The sequence below is a fragment of the Sediminibacterium sp. GW821-FHT12F12 genome (genome assembly GCF_058806635.1).
The window spans coordinates 21,675-41,576 of sequence record NZ_JBXAPW010000006.1; the positions used below are offsets into that span (position 1 = coordinate 21,675).

General features: G+C 45.9%; 15 protein-coding genes. 3 read left to right on the forward strand and 12 right to left on the reverse strand.

Features of this window, described 5'->3' with window-relative positions:
- Positions 1-71 precede the first annotated feature (71 nt).
- Both AC1RNB_RS10435 and AC1RNB_RS10440 read right to left on the reverse strand, forming a co-directional pair.
- Positions 72-851 carry an SDR family NAD(P)-dependent oxidoreductase gene (locus AC1RNB_RS10435; RefSeq protein ID WP_493082613.1) on the reverse strand — a complete coding sequence of 260 codons (780 nt, stop codon included), beginning with the start codon at positions 849-851 and terminating at the stop codon, positions 72-74.
- 86 nt (positions 852-937) lie between these two features.
- A complete protein-coding gene (locus AC1RNB_RS10440; RefSeq protein WP_493082614.1) occupies positions 938-1,750 on the reverse strand; it encodes a phytanoyl-CoA dioxygenase family protein in 813 nt (270 codons plus the stop codon).
- Between the two features lie 214 nt (positions 1,751-1,964).
- On the opposite strand from AC1RNB_RS10440, the gene AC1RNB_RS10445 reads away from it, so the two are divergent.
- Positions 1,965-2,996, forward strand: a complete 1,032-nt coding sequence (locus AC1RNB_RS10445; RefSeq protein ID WP_493082615.1) for a BamA/TamA family outer membrane protein — start codon at positions 1,965-1,967, stop codon at positions 2,994-2,996.
- A 7-nt stretch (positions 2,997-3,003) separates the two neighbouring features.
- Here AC1RNB_RS10445 and AC1RNB_RS10450 read toward each other — a convergent pair whose 3' ends face one another.
- The 9 genes from AC1RNB_RS10450 to AC1RNB_RS10490 all read right to left on the reverse strand — a co-directional run bounded on the left by AC1RNB_RS10450 (position 3,004) and on the right by AC1RNB_RS10490 (position 15,496).
- A complete protein-coding gene (locus AC1RNB_RS10450) occupies positions 3,004-3,651 on the reverse strand; it encodes a phosphatase PAP2-related protein (protein ID WP_493082616.1) in 648 nt (215 codons plus the stop codon).
- A 51-nt stretch (positions 3,652-3,702) separates the two neighbouring features.
- Complete coding sequence (gene nagB, locus AC1RNB_RS10455) at positions 3,703-5,601, reverse strand: glucosamine-6-phosphate deaminase (RefSeq protein WP_493082617.1); 1,899 nt, start codon at positions 5,599-5,601, stop codon at positions 3,703-3,705.
- Positions 5,602-5,711: 110 nt separating this feature from the next.
- Positions 5,712-7,346 carry a beta-N-acetylhexosaminidase gene (locus tag AC1RNB_RS10460; protein ID WP_493082618.1) on the reverse strand — a complete coding sequence of 545 codons (1,635 nt, stop codon included), beginning with the start codon at positions 7,344-7,346 and terminating at the stop codon, positions 5,712-5,714.
- A 45-nt stretch (positions 7,347-7,391) separates the two neighbouring features.
- A complete protein-coding gene (locus AC1RNB_RS10465; RefSeq protein ID WP_493082619.1) occupies positions 7,392-9,251 on the reverse strand; it encodes a CocE/NonD family hydrolase in 1,860 nt (619 codons plus the stop codon).
- 79 nt (positions 9,252-9,330) lie between these two features.
- Positions 9,331-10,821, reverse strand: a complete 1,491-nt coding sequence (gene pyk, locus AC1RNB_RS10470; protein WP_493082620.1) for a pyruvate kinase — start codon at positions 10,819-10,821, stop codon at positions 9,331-9,333.
- Between the two features lie 45 nt (positions 10,822-10,866).
- Positions 10,867-11,853 (reverse strand): 6-phosphofructokinase, encoded by a 987-nt coding sequence (pfkA, locus tag AC1RNB_RS10475; protein ID WP_493082621.1) that lies wholly within the window; start codon positions 11,851-11,853, stop codon positions 10,867-10,869.
- A gap of 322 nt (positions 11,854-12,175) precedes the next feature.
- Positions 12,176-13,099 (reverse strand): citrulline utilization hydrolase CtlX, encoded by a 924-nt coding sequence (gene ctlX, locus AC1RNB_RS10480; RefSeq protein ID WP_493082622.1) that lies wholly within the window; start codon positions 13,097-13,099, stop codon positions 12,176-12,178.
- A gap of 32 nt (positions 13,100-13,131) precedes the next feature.
- Entirely contained in the window at positions 13,132-14,577 is a 1,446-nt protein-coding gene (locus AC1RNB_RS10485; protein WP_493082623.1) for an arginine deiminase family protein, read from the reverse strand.
- A gap of 163 nt (positions 14,578-14,740) precedes the next feature.
- Positions 14,741-15,496 carry a spheroidene monooxygenase gene (locus AC1RNB_RS10490; RefSeq protein ID WP_493082624.1) on the reverse strand — a complete coding sequence of 252 codons (756 nt, stop codon included), beginning with the start codon at positions 15,494-15,496 and terminating at the stop codon, positions 14,741-14,743.
- A 55-nt stretch (positions 15,497-15,551) separates the two neighbouring features.
- On the opposite strand from AC1RNB_RS10490, the gene hutI reads away from it, so the two are divergent.
- Positions 15,552-16,793 (forward strand): imidazolonepropionase, encoded by a 1,242-nt coding sequence (gene hutI, locus AC1RNB_RS10495; protein ID WP_493082625.1) that lies wholly within the window; start codon positions 15,552-15,554, stop codon positions 16,791-16,793.
- A 61-nt stretch (positions 16,794-16,854) separates the two neighbouring features.
- Positions 16,855-17,910, forward strand: coding sequence for a formimidoylglutamase (locus AC1RNB_RS10500; protein ID WP_493082626.1), 1,056 nt, complete (start codon positions 16,855-16,857; stop codon positions 17,908-17,910).
- Here the strand turns inward: AC1RNB_RS10500 and AC1RNB_RS10505 are convergent.
- Positions 17,907-19,865 (reverse strand): ABC-F family ATP-binding cassette domain-containing protein, encoded by a 1,959-nt coding sequence (locus AC1RNB_RS10505; protein WP_493082627.1) that lies wholly within the window; start codon positions 19,863-19,865, stop codon positions 17,907-17,909. The genes AC1RNB_RS10500 and AC1RNB_RS10505 overlap by 4 nt on opposite strands.
- Positions 19,866-19,902: the final 37 nt, after the last annotated feature.

The following is a 19,902-nucleotide window of genomic DNA, read 5'->3' on the forward strand; positions in this document are numbered from 1 at the left end:
TCCCCGTTTGGGGTTGCAAATATAAGACGTAAACAAGAATTGACAAAACCAATCCGCGCTATCCTGCTAAATTATTTTATTTCATAGATCCCGGCTGCTGCTTTTTCGGTTATAGATTTCGGTAATAACCAGACCATTGCTGCGCCAATTTTGTTCAAAGTACCTGTAATCAGTTCGGTTTTACGGGTAAACATCGCATTTACCGCTAAACGGGCTACTGCCTCGGCCGTCATATTCAGTTTTTCGCCGGCCTTTACCGCTTTGGCGCCCAATTGGGCCGTACTCGCAAATTCGGTGCTGGTTCCTCCCGGGCTCACGGCTGTTACCGAAACCGGGGTTTTCCGTAACTCGTACTGTAATCCGCGACTAAAACTCAACAGAAAAGACTTGGTGGCCGCATACACTACCAGTCCTGGTACCGCCTGGTAGGCTGCTGAACTGGCAATGTTCAGGATATAACTTTGGGCATGTTTTTTCAGCTCTGGCAACAGCAGGCTGCAGAGTTCTACGGGTACATGCATATTTACCTGCATCATGTCCCGGGTACTGGCCGGATCTTGCTGGTCAAAAGGGCCTCCGATACCGAATCCGGCATTATTTACGAGTATATGAACCGGATAGTCATTTTGCGAGATCCAGGCTGCCACAGCGACGGGAGATGATGGGATGGCGAGGTCTATGGCGAGATAATGGGTCTGTATCCCGAACCGGCCCGAAAGTTCGCTGCCTAACGCCTGTAACAGCGATTCGCTTCTCGCTACCAGTAACAGGTCAATTTTCCGGGCTGCCAGCTCAAAAGCGATGGCTTTGCCGATTCCTTTGCTGGCACCTGTGATTAATGCGTACGACATAATGGTTGGGTTTGTGGTAAACGTCGGTTCCGTTCTAAAAGCAAAAAGCCAACACAAAGTTGGCTCCTGCAATGCGTTTTAAAAAATCAATGGTGCACTTTGCCGGTAAAACGATGGTAAAACGGGGTTTTACTGTTTTCGTCTTTGGGTTTGTATTTGCCGGTAACCATGGGCACATACATTACACGGCGGCGGCTTTCTTCCCCGAACTTGGGAGATTGTTTTACCCGGTGCCATAAACGGCCATCGTGTACAGACAGATCTCCTGCGTTGATATCAAAGCCAACTTCCCTCGAATCATCACTGTTATCAATAAAGTATTTTTTACCAAACAGTAATTTCAGCATGTTCTGTTTATGGGTACCGGGAATCACACGTAGTCCGCCGTTTTCGAACGGACAGGTGTCAAGATGAATCCCCACATTCAGCATCGGCATGATCTTTTGCCCAAGGAACAGATCGCGGGGCGAATCGGTATGCCAGCCCATCTGCGTAAAAGTACTGTTGGGGGTATTGATATAATTATTGATTACCAGTCCATCTTTCTCATTTTCTGCGATCCGGCCTTCATAAGGAGTTAAGAAAGACATCAGGGCCTTTAGCCTGGGTTCTTCCAGTAACTGGTGTAAAGGATCGCTGTATAAGCTGCTGAAGCATAAACGCTGGATGGTTTTGTTCCCTTCTTCGTCTTTGCCGAATTTGAGGGGGATACCGTTCACTTTGTCCCGCTTCTCTTCCAGCCAGAGAGATTCCAGCCTTTTGAGTTCACTGATATATACAGCCACTTTCTCTTTGCTGAGAAAATTTCTGAAAACGATAACGCCATGCTGATCAAAAAAGTCCAGTTGCTCCTCTGTTATCGTATCCCCAAGCTGAAAATGACTATCCCATTTTTTCATTCCTGATCCTGTTGCGTTTATGGTGACTGTAATGTTAAATTAATATTACAAAATTGTTAACTGATAAAGCACAAAATGACAACAAATCTACGTTTTTTATAGGGAGTTTTTATCCTGTTAAAGTATAAGTGGTTAATTTACAGCTTTTATGATAAACAAACGTTCTCTAAAGCTGCCATATCTGGGAGGCATACTCATGCTCTTATCCCTGCCTATGCTTGTTTATTCACAAAAAGACAGTGCCAAACAGAAAAACCTGCTTCTTTTCCCGGTTATTGCCCGTTCGATTGAAACGGGTTGGTCGTTTGGTGCCCTGGGTGCTTTAACCTTCCGGCCTTTTAAAACCGATACTGTATCCAGAACCTCCGATCTGGATGCCTTATTGCTCTATTCCACCAAAAAACAGCTGGTGGTTGCCATTACAGGTTCCCAGTATTTCAATCAAGAAAAATATATTCTTCATGAGCAGGTTTCTTTCAGCTCTTATCCCGATAAGTTCTGGGGATTGGGGCAGCAAACCGCAGATGCGGATGAAGAACCTTATAAATTCAAACAGTACTATGTTTACCTGCATCTGATGCGGAAAGTAGCGCCGCATTTATTTGCCGGACTGCTTTTCGAGAAACAGAAGGTATGGGATATTGAATACCAGGCAGGGGGTAAGTTTGATCAGCAGCAGGTTTTTGGCAGGCATGGGTACCATGTATCCGGCCTGGGTGGAAGTATTACCTGGGATTCGAGAAACAATGCTTTTGCTCCTGACAAAGGATTCTTATACCAGTTCACTTTCAATCATTTCAGCAAGCTGCTGGGGTCTGATTATGTGTATACCAATTATGTGTTCGATCTCCGTAAGTTCATAGCAGTTCGTAAATCAGTATTGGCCTTTCAGTTATTCAGCTTCAATAATACGGGCGAGGTTCCGGTGCGTAGCCTGGCCTCTTTTGGCGGAGCAAACCGGATGCGTGGTTATTATGATGGACGGTATAAGGACAAGAATCAACTTGTTTTTCAGACAGAATACCGTTTCCCTTTGCTGAAACGCATCAGCGCGGTTGTTTTTGGTGGTGCCGGTAATGTGGGCCACGATTTTGCTGATTATACGCTTCGTGATCTCAAGTATTCCTATGGCGGCGGCTTGCGGATAGCCGTAAATAAAAAAGAAAAACTGAACATCCGCCTTGACTACGGCATTGGTCAGGGAAAGAACAATGGTTTTTACCTGCAGTTGGGAGAGGCTTTCTGATATCTCCTTAATGTTTGGCCAATCGCTTGCCGATCAGATAAATGGGCCAGGTAAATACAAATGCAAAAACCACATCAATGGTATAATGAACATGTTGCACCAGTACCAGCGTAGCTACCACTAAAGAAGCCGCCAGGGCAATCAGTTTATCCCTTCGTTTATGCAGACAAAGAAAGAACAGGAACTGGGTGGAAGTATGGCCTGAGTAAAAAAGATCTTTCGTAATAAATACATTGGTGCCCCCATAAAATAAATTCACAATCGGGTCTTTCAAGGGGATCAAACCCACTGGAGGATCGAGAGGCAGCAGGCTGATACTGACCAGCCTGGAAAGGAACAGTAAAACCATGGAACAGAGCGTGACGAGAAACAGGGAAGGATTCTGCAGCATCCTCACCCATAAAAAAATAGTCATGGACCAGATGACCAGAAAGGTTGCCAGCGATACATCCACTGCCGGAATCAATTGCAGGATCGGATCATTTAACTGAATGCCGTTTCTTTTTTCAATGGCGGAAAAGAAAAAAGGTAAAATAACCAGTATGGCAACCAGCAGGCTGCTGTAAACGATGGTCTTTTTTTTGAAAGACGGGTTCTTCCATAACTCACTCCAAACCATGGCAATTGCCTGGCGGCCTTTTCTGAGGTCTTGCATCCGGTAAAAATAAGCACTACGAAATTAGATAACAGGTTTTGTGGCCAGCGGTTAATAATGCCAGCGCACAAACGCCTCCATGGCCGCATATTTGGTCATGCCCAATTCAGCATACAGGTTAGCGGTATTGCCGTTCCTGTCTTCGGCACGCTGCCAGAATTCGCGGCTGTCGCTGCCCTGGAAGGGAACCATATCTTTTTGTGATTGATGGATAAAAATGCCAAAACGTTTTTTCATCACCTGATCCGGACTCATCGGGATCGCCATTTCAATTTCGGCAATATCCCATTCCTGCCAGGCGCCTTTATACAACCATACCCAGCAATCTTTTACCCATTCGTCGCCCGCAGCTTTTATCCTGCGTAAGCTTTCAAAAATGACTTCGAGACACACTTTATGGGTGCCATGCGGATCGGCCAGATCGCCGGCGCAGTATACCTGGTGCGGTTTCAGTTTGCGGAGTAATTCCATGGTCAGCACCACATCTTCTTCGCCCATGGGCTTTTTATCGATGGTACCTGTTTCATAGAAAGGCAGGTTCATGAAATGGCAGCGGTCCTCAGTTAGCCCCACATACCGGCAGGTGGCAGTTGCTTCACAGCGTCTGATCAGGCCTTTGATAGCGCGGATTTCATTCGTATCGCGCTGGTCTTTCTGTTTGCCTGAAATATAATTTCTGGCAGCAGTCAGGATTTCCTGACTCTTGTGATTATCGATCCCGAACATTGCTTCAAATCCAACAGCAAAATCCAGGAATCGCGTTACAAATTCATCTGTAACGGCAATATTACCGCTGGTCTGGTAAGCCACATGCACTTCATGCCCCTGGTCGTGCAGGCGCATAAAGGTTCCTCCCATACTGATGATATCATCATCTGGATGAGGGGAGAAGATCACACATTTTTTGGGATGCGGCTCACTTCTTTCCGGGTGCGCCGGAATATGGGCCCCAGGTTTACCCCCCGGCCATCCGGTAATACTATCGCGAAGCAGGTAAAATACCTGCAGATTAATTTCGTAAGCGTCGCCTTTTTCTACCAGCAGATCGGAGAGGCCGTTTTCGAGATAGTCGTTGGATGTAAGACTCAGCACCGATTTATTCACTTTCAGGGCCATGTGTACCACCGCTCTTTTGATCATCTGCGGCGTCCACTCACAATCGCCGGTAAGCCAGGGCGATTTGATACGGGTAAGTTCTGTTGCGGCAGCTTCGTCAATCACAAACGTGCAGTCTTCGTGCTGCTGCAGTATGCTGGCCGGGATCTGTTCGGTTACATCTCCCTCCACCGAACGGGCAATAATGGCGGCTTTCTGTCCCCATCCCATCAAAATAATGCGTTTGGCTTTCAGGATATTACCGATACCCATGGTAATAGCGAGACGGGGTACTTTCGAAATATTTTCAAACTCATAGGTATTCGCAATACGGGTGGTATTCTGCAGGTTCACCAGCCTGGTGCGGGAATAGATGCTGGAACCAGGTTCATTAAAACCGATATGCCCGTTCAGACCAATCCCCAGTATCTGCAGGTCTACACCGCCTGCTTTTTCCATTTTACTTTCATATTCGGCACAATATTTTTTGATCTCATCCTTGGGCCAGCTTCCGTTGGGGATATGAATATTGGATGGGTCAATATCTACATGGTTAAACAGGTGCCGGTGCATAAAACTCCAGTAACTCTGGTAGGCATTCTTTTCAATCGGGTAATATTCATCCAGGTTAAAAGTGATCACATTTTTAAAACTCAGCCCTTCTTCCCGGTGCATCCTTACCAACTCGGCATAAAGGTCAATCGGAGTTCCACCCGTAGCCATCCCCAATACACAGTACTGGTTAGCGGCAGCTTTCTCCCTGATCAGTTTGGCAATTTCCGCGGCCACAAATGCGGAACCCTTTTCTGCATTCGGGTATATTTTTACCGGGATCTTTTCAAATGAGTCAACCATGGTTTGTCTGTTTTATTACTTTTAACGGTTATTGGATGTTTCTGCGGCTAAATTCTATATAAAAACGCAAAAAAACGCATCTTTTTGTTTAAAATAGGCAGAAACCTACATTATTTGTTCAATGGATCCAGGTATTTACTGTTATAACTGGTATTCCATAAAGCATAACGTTTGGTCTGCTGTTCCATTCTTTTTTCAAAATCGGGCCAGTTCCGGCTTTCTTTCCGGCTCCATAAAACTTCACTTAAAGCCGTCATGCGGGGAAAGATCATGTATTCCACTTTAGAAGGGGTTTTCATGTATTCCGACCATACATTGGCCTGTGCACCCAGGATATATTTGGTGTTTTCGGCTGGTAATGCTGCCGGTACCGGTTCGTAACCATACACTTTCTGTACGGTGAGGTAGCCGCCAATCACGAGCGAATCTTCTTTTTTGTTCTGGCCATAATCAAAATACACATAACTGTTGGGTGTCATGATCACATTGTGTTTCTGCCGGGCCGCTTCAATGCCGCCCTTTTCTCCACGCCAGCTCATCACAGTAGCATTGGGTGCCAGACCTCCTTCCAGGATCTCATCCCAGCCAATGATCTGCCGACCTTTTCCGTTCAGGTATTTCTCGATCCGCTGGATAAAATAGCTCTGCAGGTCATGCTCGTCCTTTAATCCTTTTTCTTTGATGAGTTGCTGACAGAAAGCCGAACGTTTCCAGTTTTCTTTCGGACACTCATCGCCACCGATATGAATATAGGTAGAGGGGAAAAGCTGCATTACTTCATCCAGCACATTCTCAAGGAACTTAAAAGTGAACTCCGTTGGTGCAAATACATCCGGGTAAATACCCCAGCCCTGTTGTACCTGTTTGCCGGTGCTATCGCCGAACCAGGTTACTTTGGCCGGGTGTTTGGTAGCTTCATTAGGGAAAGCGCTGAGTTCAGGATAAGCCGCAATGGCTGCAGATGCATGACCCGGCATTTCGATCTCGGGAATAACGGTAATAAATCTGTCGCTGGCATATTTTACGATCTCTTTCACCTGCTCCTGTGTATAATAGCCGCCATATTTTGTCTGGTCGTTGCCGGTGCCGGGGTGGTGACCAATAATGGTACCATTCCGGTAAGCGCCTACCTGCGTCAGCTTTGGATATTTCTTGATCTCGATGCGCCAGCCCTGGTCTTCTGTGAGATGCCAGTGAAAAGTATTCATCTTGTGCAGGGCAATATAATCGATGAACTTTTTGACAAAACCTACCGGATAAAAATGGCGACCCACATCCAGGTGCATACCACGATACGCAAAACGGGGTTGGTCATCGATCTCCAGTGCCGGAATAATCAATTCCCTTTTTTTCTCCACAGGTAATAACTGCAACAGTGATTGTACGCCATAAAAAGTACCGGTAGCATTATCACCTGTGATCTGTATACCGGTTCTGGTTACCTGCAGATGGTAGGCTCCGTCAACATCGCCGGCTTTTTTAGCGAGGGCCAGTGCAATACTGTTTTTGGCAACCGCCGTTTTTGAAACACTCAGTCGAAAGCCATAAAATTTCTGCAGGTAATCATTCAGGAACATCGCTGCTTTCTCCACACCGGCTCCGGCAGTTACGATCTGTGTGGCGGGGGTGATACTGAAATTTCCGTCCTGCATCTCTAAACGGGATGGTTTGGGAATAATGGCAGGTTCCTGTGCCTGTAGATAAAAAGATACTAAAAACGCGAAGGCAAACAATCTTTGTTTCATATGGGGGCAATGTTTTAAATGCGATATAAATCGCCGTAATCAGTTTTATTTAAGCACAGGTAATATTACTTTAGAAGCATGGTGGTACAGTTTGATAGTAGCAGGCTGGAAGTCACTGTCCTTTGCCTGGTAAATATCTGTAAACTTCTGCGGGTTCCTGTCTACCAATGGAAACCAGCTGCTTTGTACCTGTATCATGATCCGGTGGCCTTTTTTAAAGCTATGTGCCACATCGGGCAGTGCAAATTTAACCTGGGTAGGTTTGTTGGGAACAAAAGCTTCCGGTTTTTCAAAACTGTTCCGGAATTTGCCGCGCATCACTTCTCCGCGTACCAGCATCTGGTATCCGCTCATTTCATAATTGGATCTACCCGGGGTAGCATACGCAAAATCATCGGGGAATACATCAATCAGTTTTACGACAAAATCTGCATCAGTAGTAGAAAGACTCACCAGCAGATCAGCTGTTACCACACCACCCAGCGTTACATCTTCTGTTAAGATATCGGACTTGAATACCAATACATCCGGTCTGCGGGCAGCAAAACGCTGGTCGTCTGTCATATACTCTCTGGTACGTCCGAGATGTACATCTTCTGTATAGGGAACCGGTTTGGCAGGATCACTTGTGTACGCTGCAAAACTGTTTACGGTTCCGGCCGCCGCATCTGTAAAACCCAGTTTGCCATTGGGCTGCAGGTACATGGGCTGGGGTTGACTATTGGCGGGTGGCCAGGCGGGTAATTGCTTCCATTCATTGGCACCACTGAAAAAGATATTGGCTTCTTTGATCGCGTCAACAGATCCCTTTCCTTTCAGGTAATAATTGAAAAAGGGTAGTTCTATGTTCTGGCGGTACCAGTCACTGGTATTGCTACCGAATTGTACATTACCGAGATAACTGCCATCAGGTGCGCCCCATTGTCCATGAAACCAGGGCCCCATCACTATCTGGTTATTGTTTTTGTTTTTGCTCTCAATAGCTTTGTACAGGTTCCATGCACCGTAGCAATCTTCTGCATCAAATAAGCCACCCACGATCAGCGTAGGAATATCGGGAGAGATATGCTGTACAAAATTCCGGGTATTCCTTGCCTGCCAGAAAGCATCATAGGTTGGATGACTCATCAGGTCTTTCCAGAATTCAATACTATCGCCCATCAGTTTGGTAAGATTAGGTAAGGCACCGGCACGCAGGTAAAATTCATAGTTGTCTTTAACCGGGATCGGGAAACCGGAAGGGCCCTTGGTGGTAGGAGCAGGGCGGGGTTTGCCGAAGCCTGAATAAAAATTAAAAGCATCCATCATCATAAATGCACCGTTGTGATGAAAATCATCACCCAGAAACCATTCAGTAACCGGAGCCTGCGGACTCACAGCTTTTAAAGACGGGTGATTACTCAGTGCAGACAGGGTGGCATAAAAACCGGGATAGGAAGTGCCGTACACACCTACTTTGTTATTATTATTCGCCAGGTTTTTGGTAAGCCAGTCAATGGTATCGAATGCATCGGTTGATTCGTCAATATCATTCGCAGATTTTTTATTGGGATTGTATGGCCGTACATCTACAAATTTTCCTTCACTCATCCATCGGCCACGTACATCCTGTTGAACAACATAATAATTCTCCTTCAGAAAATATTTACGGGTAGAGTACCAGAGTGGAGGAAATTTATCTTCACCATACGGAGCACAGGAATAAGGTGTTCTGGTAAGGATGATCGGATGTTTTTCATCGGTACTCTTCGGTGCATACACTACGGTGAAAAGTTTTACACCATCCCGCATGGGGATATAGAGTTCTTTTTTGGTGTAGTTGTTCCTGATCCAAGCAGAGTCTGCATTCTGTGCCAAAACCGCGAATGGAGTAAGCAAAAGCAGCAAATAGAAGATTTTTTTCATAATTGGGGATTATAGTCCTCAAAATAAAAAAGATTCCTGTGAGAACAGGAATCTTTTTTACAGTAGTCAGGATAATTAATTAATCAACTTTGGTAAGCTTGATAATATTGGTAGGAAGATGCAGGGCTACCGGCGTACTTCCGGTATTGATCACTACATCGCCGGAATTTACAAACCCTCTTTCTTTCAGGATCTGGATCTGGTCCTGGATAATATCGTCCAGACTTTCTTCTTCCGCATAATGGAACGCACGTACACCCCAGCTCAGGCTCAGCTGGTTTACCAGTGTTTTCTCTTTGGTAAAGATATAAAGTGGTGATGAAGGACGGTAACTGCTCAGCATAAATGCTGTATAACCACTTTGCGTCATACCGATCAAAGCTTTGGCTTCTACATCATCAGAGATCTTACAGGCATTGTAACAGATGGCATCGCTGTGGAAAGAAGGAGAGTGGGGTTGAGGTTTCAGATCAGCTTCGCGGTTATAGCGGTATTCCTTCTTCTCTACTTCCGCAATGATCTTACGCATGGTTTCTACTACCAGTACCGGGTGTTGTCCGGCAGCCGTTTCTCCACTCAGCATCACCGCATCAGCACCTTCCAGTACGGCATTGGCCACATCTGTGATCTCGCTTCGGTTGGGTTTCACCCGATCGATCATGCTTTCCATCATCTGGGTAGCAACAATCACAGGTTTGGCGCGATGGATACATTTACGGATCAGTTCTTTCTGGATCAAAGGAATCTGCTCCACAGGTAACTCAACACCCAGGTCTCCACGGGCTACCATGATGCCATCACTTTCCAGGATGATATCGCGGATATTGACCAGGGCTTCCGGTTTTTCTATTTTGGCAATGATTTTGGTCTTGCTCTTCTTCTCATCCAGTTTGCTGCGCAGGATAACGATGTCTTTTACACTTCTTACAAAACTCAGTGCCACCCAGTCGCATTGCTGTTCAATAATAAATTCCAGGTCTGCAAGGTCTTTTTCTGTTAAGGCAGGTAAAGAGATTTTGGTATCAGGCAGGTTAATTCCTTTTTTGGAAGAAAGGATTCCGCCCAGGGTAACGGTTACTTTTACATCGCCGTTTTTTTCAATGCCGGTAACTTTTACTTCAATTTTACCATCGTCAATCATGATGATATTACCCAGAGTTACATCACCCGCCAGATTAGGATACGATACATAAATTTTTTCCAGTGTACCGATACATTTCTCGTTGGTGAAAGTAAGCACATCACCCACTTTCACATCCAATGCATTGTTTTCAATTTCACCTACCCTTAATTTGGGTCCCTGCAGATCGGCAAGGATGGCAATATTATAAGGTTGTGTTTTATTGATGTTCCGGATATGCTCAATGATATTCAGTTTGTCTTCATGACTGCCATGTGAAAAATTCAGGCGGAAAACATTTACACCGGCTCTTACCAATGCCAGCAGCTGGTCGTATGAATCACAGGCAGGGCCAACAGTAGCCACAATTTTGGTACGGTGATCTACATGTGCAAGACCTGCTTTTTTATCCATGTCTTTGTGCAGGTACTTCTCAAGGTTTTTTGACATTGTATTTTTTTTAGTGGGGATTGCTTGTACGAATATGCGTTTATATTAACTGGCGAGGATCTTTACGATCTTGAACCAGTCGTCTGAAATTTTCTGTTTGGCTTTTACGGCATTGTCGAGGGGTGTATAATGCAGCTTGTTGTTCAGGATGCCCACCATCACATTATGTCTGCCGTTGATCAGGCATTCAACCGCATGGTATCCCATCCGGCTGGCGATCAGTCTGTCGAGGCAACTCGGAGAACCGCCTCGTTGTATATGACCGAGGATACAAACACGTGTATCTGCATTGGGCAATCTTTTTTTAATGATAGCGGCTATTTCATTGCCGCCACCAAATTCATCGCCTTCTGCTACCACAATCAGGTTCACGAGTTTTCTTCTCTTTTCCTTTTCGGTGAGAGAGGCGATCAGTTCTTCAATATCTGTTTTGGTTTCCGGAATCAGGATATTTTCGGCACCGGTGGCAATACCACTGTGCAGGGCAATATAACCGGCATCGCGGCCCATCACTTCTACAATGAAAAGGCGGTCGTGTGCATCGGCGGTATCCCTGATTTTATCAATCGCTTCTACAGCCGTGTTTACAGCCGTATCAAAACCAATGGTAAAATCACTGCCGGCGATATCTTTATCGATGGTACCGGGCAGACCGATACAGGGAATATCAAATTCGTTGCTGAATTTCTGTGCACCACGGAAGCTGCCATCGCCACCAATCACCACCAAAGAATCAATTCCTCTTTTCTTCAGGTTCTCGTAGGCTTTTCTACGTCCTTCCAGTTCAAAAAATTCTTTGCTGCGGGCGGTTTTTAAAATAGTACCTCCCCGCTGGATAATATTGGCAACGGAACGGGAGTTCATTTCAAAAATATCATCTTCGATCATCCCGCTGTACCCACGCATGATACCGTAAATTTCCAGTCCATGATAAATCCCCGTTCTTACTACGGCCCTGATAGCGGCATTCATACCCGGGGCATCTCCACCGGAAGTCAGTACACCAATCTTAGTTACTTGTTTAGCAGACATTGTAATTTTGCAATTCTTCTTTAAAGCGGTGAAACATTAACGGCAATCATTCGTAAATGTGTGTATTAAATACACGGAGTTCCAAAAATAAGCATTTGAAAATAAATGCCAAGGAATGAACAGCGATTAACACAATTCAGACTTGCTACTGCACAAGTATTTTGTGTACAAGCAGTTGCGGTATTTTGCGGAAAAAGCTGTGATGCTTTGCTATCAAAGGTTTTCAGCCAGGGAGTTTGCACAAAAAAAGCAGGTAACCCTGTGAAAAAGTAAATATATTTTTATTTTACAACTAACGTATGTTAGTCAAATGTGGGCTGTTTCAATGATGTTTTGTTTTCTCCGGCAGGAAAATTTCGGCCATCATACAACGGGCACTTCCTCCTCCATTGGTTTCAATCGTTCTAATATCGCTGTGAATGATCGGATTGTATTTTTCGATCAATGTAATCTGCCCGGCAGTTAAACTATGATAAGCCTGCGATGACATGACCAGCCATTTTTCTCCCCCCCGGTTATGCACCTGCAGCATATTACCCGCAAATTGGTTCACCTGGTCGTAACTGATCGGAATGATTTCTTTGCCTGTTTCACGGAAACTGTTAACCAGTGTCTGTTTTTCTGTTTCGTTCGGGAGGCAGTCCAGGCAGATGATCACATATTCATCCGCCACACACATCATCACATTGGTATGATAAATAGGATCACCATTTCCATCCACCGCTGTAAACCTGACAGAACGGTATCCCATTTCCGCGCAAAAAACGGCCAGGGGCTTTTCCATGGTTCTGGACGATAAACAGGCGTAAGCGATCTGGTGTTCCCGATCCAGCACCATGCTGCCCGTACCTTCCAGAAAAAGACTTTCTTTTTCGAAATGAGTAAGATCGATGGTCTGCCGGATCAGAAATTTCTGCTGTATCGCTTCCAGTACATGTTGTTTACGCTCCAGTCGCCGGTTTTCGGCAAACATGGGGTATAATACAATCCGGCCATCTGCGTGAAATGAGATCCAGTTGTTGGGGAAAACAGAATCCGGTGTATGCGGTTCAGCCGTGTCTTCTACCACCGTAACATCGATGCCTTTTTTTTCCAGTACCGCTATGAATTGGTTGAATTCGGCCAAAGCCCTGCTTTGTTTTTCGCCATCCGGCGAACTGGACTGGAAACTGTTGTTAACAGCGGTTTGACTGTTAAAATCAAATTGCACCGGTTTGATCATCAGTATATGAGAACTATGCTGCATTTTTCAGATTTTGGGTAAAGACAAATAGCTGTTTACTGATCAATGGCCAACGACTCGCGCCAGAGCGGCATACTCATACAATGAAAACCACCTCTGGCTCGTGATAATTCAGCCGATGGCATCAGGATCAGCGTGTTTGTAATGGTAGCGGTTTGAATAGTGCCGGCTTCCAGTTGCTGTAACAGATCGCGGGCATGAATTACCTCAAATCCGGCATTACGGAAAGCTTCTGTGGTTTTATCATTCCTGTCGTATCCCAACACAACACCTTCTTTTAAGGCCAGCAGGTTACAGGAATCCGTCCACTGCTCGCGGGCATTATAGGGAAACTCGTTATTACCGGAATAAATAAACCGCACTTCTGTTTTACAATGCAGGTCGTTTTTGCTGATATCGATCAGCAGGTCTTCCAGACTATCAAAGGACACGGGGTTCTCCGGATCCTGCCGGTGAAACTGAAGGATCTTGATCTTCTCTTCCTTTTTCACTTCCAGGATCCGCTCAATGGCATCTTCATCTTCGTGTTTCATCGCTTTCCGTGAAAAATTACCGAGCATCACCCATACATCTCTTTTCACCTGCGTAAACACCGTATCAATATGCATGTAATCCCGCTTTTTCGGGATCTTGATAATACTCACTTTCTCCATCAATCCCTTTTGAAACAGGGTATTAGTGATCTTTACTGCCGCCTCCGAAGAAGTTCTTTCACTCACACCCACCAGCAGGTGGTTATCGCTGATCACCATTATATCGCCACCCTCCAGTGTGATCTTGCGATCATCTTCTTCTTTGGGCATCAGAAAGCTATGATTCGAATCAGCCAGCTCAATAATATTGCTTCGATACTGACTGAACATAACATGATGGAAGAAAATATACTTCGCCAGCAAAGCTTCCCGGGTTCTGGCTTTTTTGGCGGGTTTGTTCAGTAATACATGGTCTTTGATGGTGATACCGATATCCCGCGTAAAAATAAAATTGGGGATAGGCGCAAACAATAACTGTTTGCTGTTAGACGTACCAGAGATAAAGGTTTTTGCGAGTTCGGCAGGTGTGTAATTTAATAACTGGTTCTGCACTTCATAGGTGCATCCTTCAATGGCACAGACAGAAGCCACCAGTTTGGTGAGAATATCCTTATCGGCCAATACCTGCGCCAGCAGCCATTGCAGCTCTACTACATTTTCGGAAGCAAAAAAATCAGGATGCTCGGGTTTGTAGAAATTACGCTGTGCTTCTTCGGCATCCACTTTGGCCAGTTTGCCCTTGATTTTGGCAGGATCCAGAAAGTAGAGCAGGATCTTGGTATAATAATCATATTCATTACGGCGGATGGTATCCAGATGAACAATGTCTTCAAAAAGCCAGTCCTGCGCTTTAGAAGGTACTACTTTGCCCAAACCACTGTCGGGACTGTGTACCAATAAACGTTTTAAAGTTCCTGTTTCGGAGCTTACAGATAATGTCGTATCCATACAAAATGATAAATAATGTGATCAATGAATGAAAGGCAGTAAAACAGAATAGGGCAGCCGGCAGGTCAATGATCGGGCATGGAATTCAATCCACGGTACATCCATGCAAAATGGGCGGTGAGGAACGATATGGTGCTGCAATGATTCATAAAACTGACTCAAATTACAACTTTCCCTGCAAAGGATACTTTCCGTTCAAAGTTCCCTGTGAAGAAAGGATCCGGAACCGAACAAACATATCTTCACTGTACCAGTTCTCCTTCCTGGTTTTACGGATCACTTCTGCATGTTGGTGCATCTGGTAAGCAAACTGTTTCATCTGTTCCCTGCTTTGCCAGATGCTGAAAGTGGCCTGTTTGAGCCAGGGTACTTCTCCAATACCCAAAGAAGTGATAAAGCCATCAGCACCAGCCATTTGCGACGCAACACCATCCACATTCTTCCAGAAACTACCCAACTTGCTTACGCGGATGGTAGCCCGGGTGAGAATGCCGATCATACCTGCATAGTCTGTCTGTTTGGGCAGATCCCCGAAACATGCCTGCCCGTCCCAGGTGCCATGTCCCTCGATCGGTTCCAGCAGCAGTTCCCATTTTTCACAACCAAAGAATTTCCACCAGGAGGAGAGGAAGTTTGGAGTTAGGAGTTTGGAGTTAGGAGTTTGAAGTTGGGAGTTGGGAGTTGGGAGCGGTGAGTCTGGTTCACTCCAGACTCCAGACTCCTCACTCCTGACTAACAAAACCGCCCATTGCCGCCAATCGGGTGTTTTGTCGAATGTGCCGTTGCGGCCGCAACCCATAAGTTTCCAGAAACGGATCTGTTTGTTAAAGAGGAGCGGTAAACGGAAAACTGCCATGGACAGAAAACCTGCCCATCCCATCCATTTGGGATATCTAACAACTATCAATTGACAGATCATGAGCGAAAATTAGCGCATTGTTGGGGATTCTTCAGATTCTGGTTAATTTGCCCGTATGAACCTCCTGATCACCAACATACATCAACTCGTAAATGTTCGGGCCACGACACAATTGTTACGGGGAAAAGAAATGGCCGAGCTGCCGGTGATCGAAAATGCATGGTTGCGCATTCGTGAAGGAAAGATCAGTGAATATGGCACCATGGCCGAACTGGCAGATACAACCGTATTAACATCTGAGGAATTGTATGATGCCAGGGGCGCCACAGTATTACCTACCTGGTGCGATAGTCATACCCACCTCATATTTGCAGCCAGCCGGGAAGCAGAATTCGTGGATAAGATCAAAGGCCTTTCTTATGCCGAGATTGCCGCTAAAGGTGGTGGTATTCTGCAGTCGGCGCGAAAATTACAGGATACTTCAGAGGACGAACTATTGGAACAGGCCTGGCAAAGACTCCAATCGCTCATGAAACTGGGTACTGGTGCCATTGAGATCAAAAGCGGGTATGGACTTACCGTTGACAGCGAGCTGAAAATGCTGCGGGTGATCAAACGACTGAAGGAAAGATCACCTATTCCCATCAAAGCCACTTTTCTGGGAGCGCATACCTATCCAACCGCTTACAAAGAGGATCATGAAGGGTATATCCGGCTGATCATTGATGAGATGATTCCCGCCATTGCCACAGAAAAACTGGCCGATTATATTGATGTGTTTTGTGAAGAAGGCTTTTTTAGTCCGGCAGAAACCGAACGCATCTGCCTTGCCGGAATGGCCATCGGCCTCAAGCCTAAGATCCATGCCAACCAGCTGCATCTTTCCGGTGGTACAGAAACAGGGGTGAAGCTGGGCGCTGTTTCGGTAGATCACCTCGAAACCATGGATGACCATGCGATCAATGCGTTGGCGGGCTCTCAAACGATCGGCACTTTACTGCCTACTGCCGCTTTTTTCCTTCGTATGCCTTTTCAGCCTGCCAGAACCTTGCTGGATCAGGGTTGTGCCATTGCATTGGCTTCGGATTTTAATCCCGGATCCAGTCCCAGCGGCAATATGAACCTGGTAGTGGCCATGAGTTGTATCCAGATGAAAATGCTGCCGGAAGAAGCCATCAATGCCGCCACCCTCAACGGAGCCTATGCCATGGAACTGGAACACGAATTGGGCAGCATTACCCCGGGAAAAAGGGCCAACCTCATCTTTACCCAACCCATTCCCTCGCTGGCCTATCTGCCCTATGCATTTGGTACCAACCTGATTGATAAAGTGATGCTCAACGGTGTGTTTATTTAAGTATATTTAGGTAAGTACTGTTGATCGTTGCTGTTTCTTTTATCCAGTAAAACCCAGCCATATGAGCCACTTCAAGTTTTACCATAAACAGGATGTTCTCTCGCTAACCCGGATCCGTCGTTTTGAAACCAAACTGGGCGAACGCTTACAGGTGCTGGCCGACCCGCATCAGCTGGAAGCTTCTTTGCAGCATTCATCCGCTTCATTTGTGTTACTGGGCATCCCTGAAGATATCGGTGTAAAAGCCAATATGGGCATTGGTGGTGCCGACTCGGCCTGGCTGGCTTTTCTGCAGGCTTTCCTGAATGTACAGAGTAATGATTTTTTTGAAGGAAGTAATATCCTGCTGCTGGGACATTTTGATTTTTCTGAGATGGAGCGGCTGATTGAACAGAATGCCCACGACCAGGAAGAACGCCTGGCTGCCTATCGGCATGCTGTGAATGCGATTGATGATGAAGTGGAACAATTGATCCATATCATTACCCAGAACAAAAAAATTCCGATCGTGATTGGTGGTGGACATAATAATTCCTATCCCTGTATCAAAGGAGCAGCCAAAGGATTTTATAAAGCAGGTGTGATTCCCATTGCGCAGATCAATGCCATTAACCTGGATGCCCATGCCGATTTCAGGCCCATGGAAGGCAGGCATAGCGGCAATGGATTCAGTTATGCAGAAGCAGATGGGTACCTGGAGAAATACTGTGTTTTGTGTTTACACGAGAACTACCTGCCGCAGAATGTGTGGATGGATATCGTGAACAACCCTTTTGTGGATTGCATCACTTACGAAGACATTTTCATACACGAAAAACGTACTTTCCTGCAGGCTGTAGGTCATGCAGCTGATTTTACCAGTGATACTTTTTGCGGACTGGAACTGGATCTGGACTGTATCGAACATACGCTCAGCAGTGCCACCAGTCCGGCCGGTATTTCACTCAATCATGCAAGACAGTTCCTGAATTTTGCGGCGGCAGACAGTAAAGTGGCTTACCTGCATATCTGCGAAGGGGCCGTTCAGTTATCTGATGGCAGAACCAATCCCGGAACAGGTAAAATGATCAGTTATCTCGTCAGCGATTTTGTGAAAGCGATGACAGCCGGCGGTTAAGACTGCCCCTCCAGTTCCATTACTTTTTCAAAAACCGTTTCATATTCTTTTTCCAGCCGTTCCCTTTCTGATTTTGCTTTTTTATAATCGGCTTCGATCTTTACAAATTTATCCCTGTCGGCATAATTGGCCGGATCGCCCAATGCGTTCTCAAAACGGGTTTCTTCTTCCTTGGCTTTGGTTAACTGGGTTTCTACATTGCTTAAACGCCGCTGTTCTTTCTGCAGTTCCTTTTGTAATTCCCGGTTGATCGGCGTGGCAGGTGTTTTTTCGGCAACCACGGGTTTGGCTACCGGTGCCGGTTCTGGTTTAATATCGGGTACACCCAGTTTCTGTTTCTCTGCATTGATCTTGGCCATCCGCTCATTCCAATCCACCCATTCCTGGTAAGTGCCCTTGAATTCCTTGATCTGGTGATCCACGATCTCCCAGATCTTATTGGCTGTCATCGAAATAAAATAACGGTCATGACTAACGAGGATATAACTTCCTTCGTATTTGTTCAGGGCCTGGGCCAGCAGTTCTACCGAGTGCATATCCAGGTGGTTCGTAGGTTCATCCAAAATCAGGAAGTTGGCTTTGCTCACAATGGTTTTGGCCAATGCTACCCGGGCTTTTTCTCCTCCGCTCAGTACTTTGATCTTCTTGTCTACATCATCCCCGCTGAACAGGAAGGCGCCCAGCAGGGCACGCAGTTCCACATCCGTTTTTTTACTGCCGCATTGCTGCAGTTCTTCGAGCAGATTATTATTCAGGGTCAGGGCTTCCAACTGGTGTTGGGCATAGAAGCTTTCTTCTACATTATGTCCCCAGATCCTTTCTCCCTCAAATTGCTCGGTACCGGCAATCATGCGTAACACGGTAGATTTACCTTTGCCGTTGGCTCCGATCAGCGCAATCTTATCGCCCCGTTCTATTTCGGCTACGGCATGTTCTACGATCTTCAGTTTACCAAAATTTTTACTCACGTCTTTCAGGTCAACCAGTACTTTCCCGGGTACTTTGTCTAACTGGAAATTGATCCGCAGATCGGGGCGTTCCAGTTTTACATCTTCAATCTTTTCGATCTTGTCTAAACGCTTTTGTACACTCTGCGCCTGTGCGGCCTTACTGGCTTTGGCCTTGAAACGCTCAATAAACCGTTCCTGCTGCCGGATATAATCCTGCTGGTTCTCAAAAGCCTTCTGCTGCATATCTATCCGGATCATTTTCTCCTGCTCATAAAACTCATAATCACCAGAATAAATGTGTAATTGCTGCTGGTACAATTCCACGATCTTATTCACCATCCGGTTCAGGAAAAATTTATCGTGACTCACTATTACCACACTGCCTTTGTAATGAAGCAGGTATTTCTCCAGCCATTCAATCGAGGGAAGATCAAGGTGGTTCGTAGGTTCATCCATCAGCAATACATCCGGCTGCTGCAGAATCATCTTGGCCAGCAACACCCGCATGCGCCAGCCTCCACTAAACTCCTTGTACGGCCTAACGAGATCTTCGTTGCTGAAACCCAGTCCATGCAGTACTTCTTCCGCTTTGTGGTGAATATTATAGCCATCCAGTACATCCAGTTCATGCAGGGCATCAGTATAGCGGATCAGGAGGGCTTCGTTCTCAGAATCCTGCTCCAGTTCATGTCCCAGTTTCTCGATCTCTTTCTCCAGTTCACGCACCCTTTCAAAAGCGCTTAAAGCTACTTCGGTGATATTATCGTTGGTATCAAAGCTCAGCAGATCCTGGTGCAGGTAACCGATCGTGGTTTCCTTGCTTTTCTCTACAGTTCCTTTAGAGGGGGTATATTCACCCACCAGCACTTTCAGCAAAGTGGATTTTCCGGTACCATTGTACCCGATCAGGCCAATCCGGTCGCCGGGCTGTATATGCCAGGTGGCGTCTTCAACAATCACCCTTGCACCAAACTCAAATGTAACATTCTGGAATCCTATCAACATCTCTTAACAAGTATTTAAGTGCGCAAAGGTAAATGCA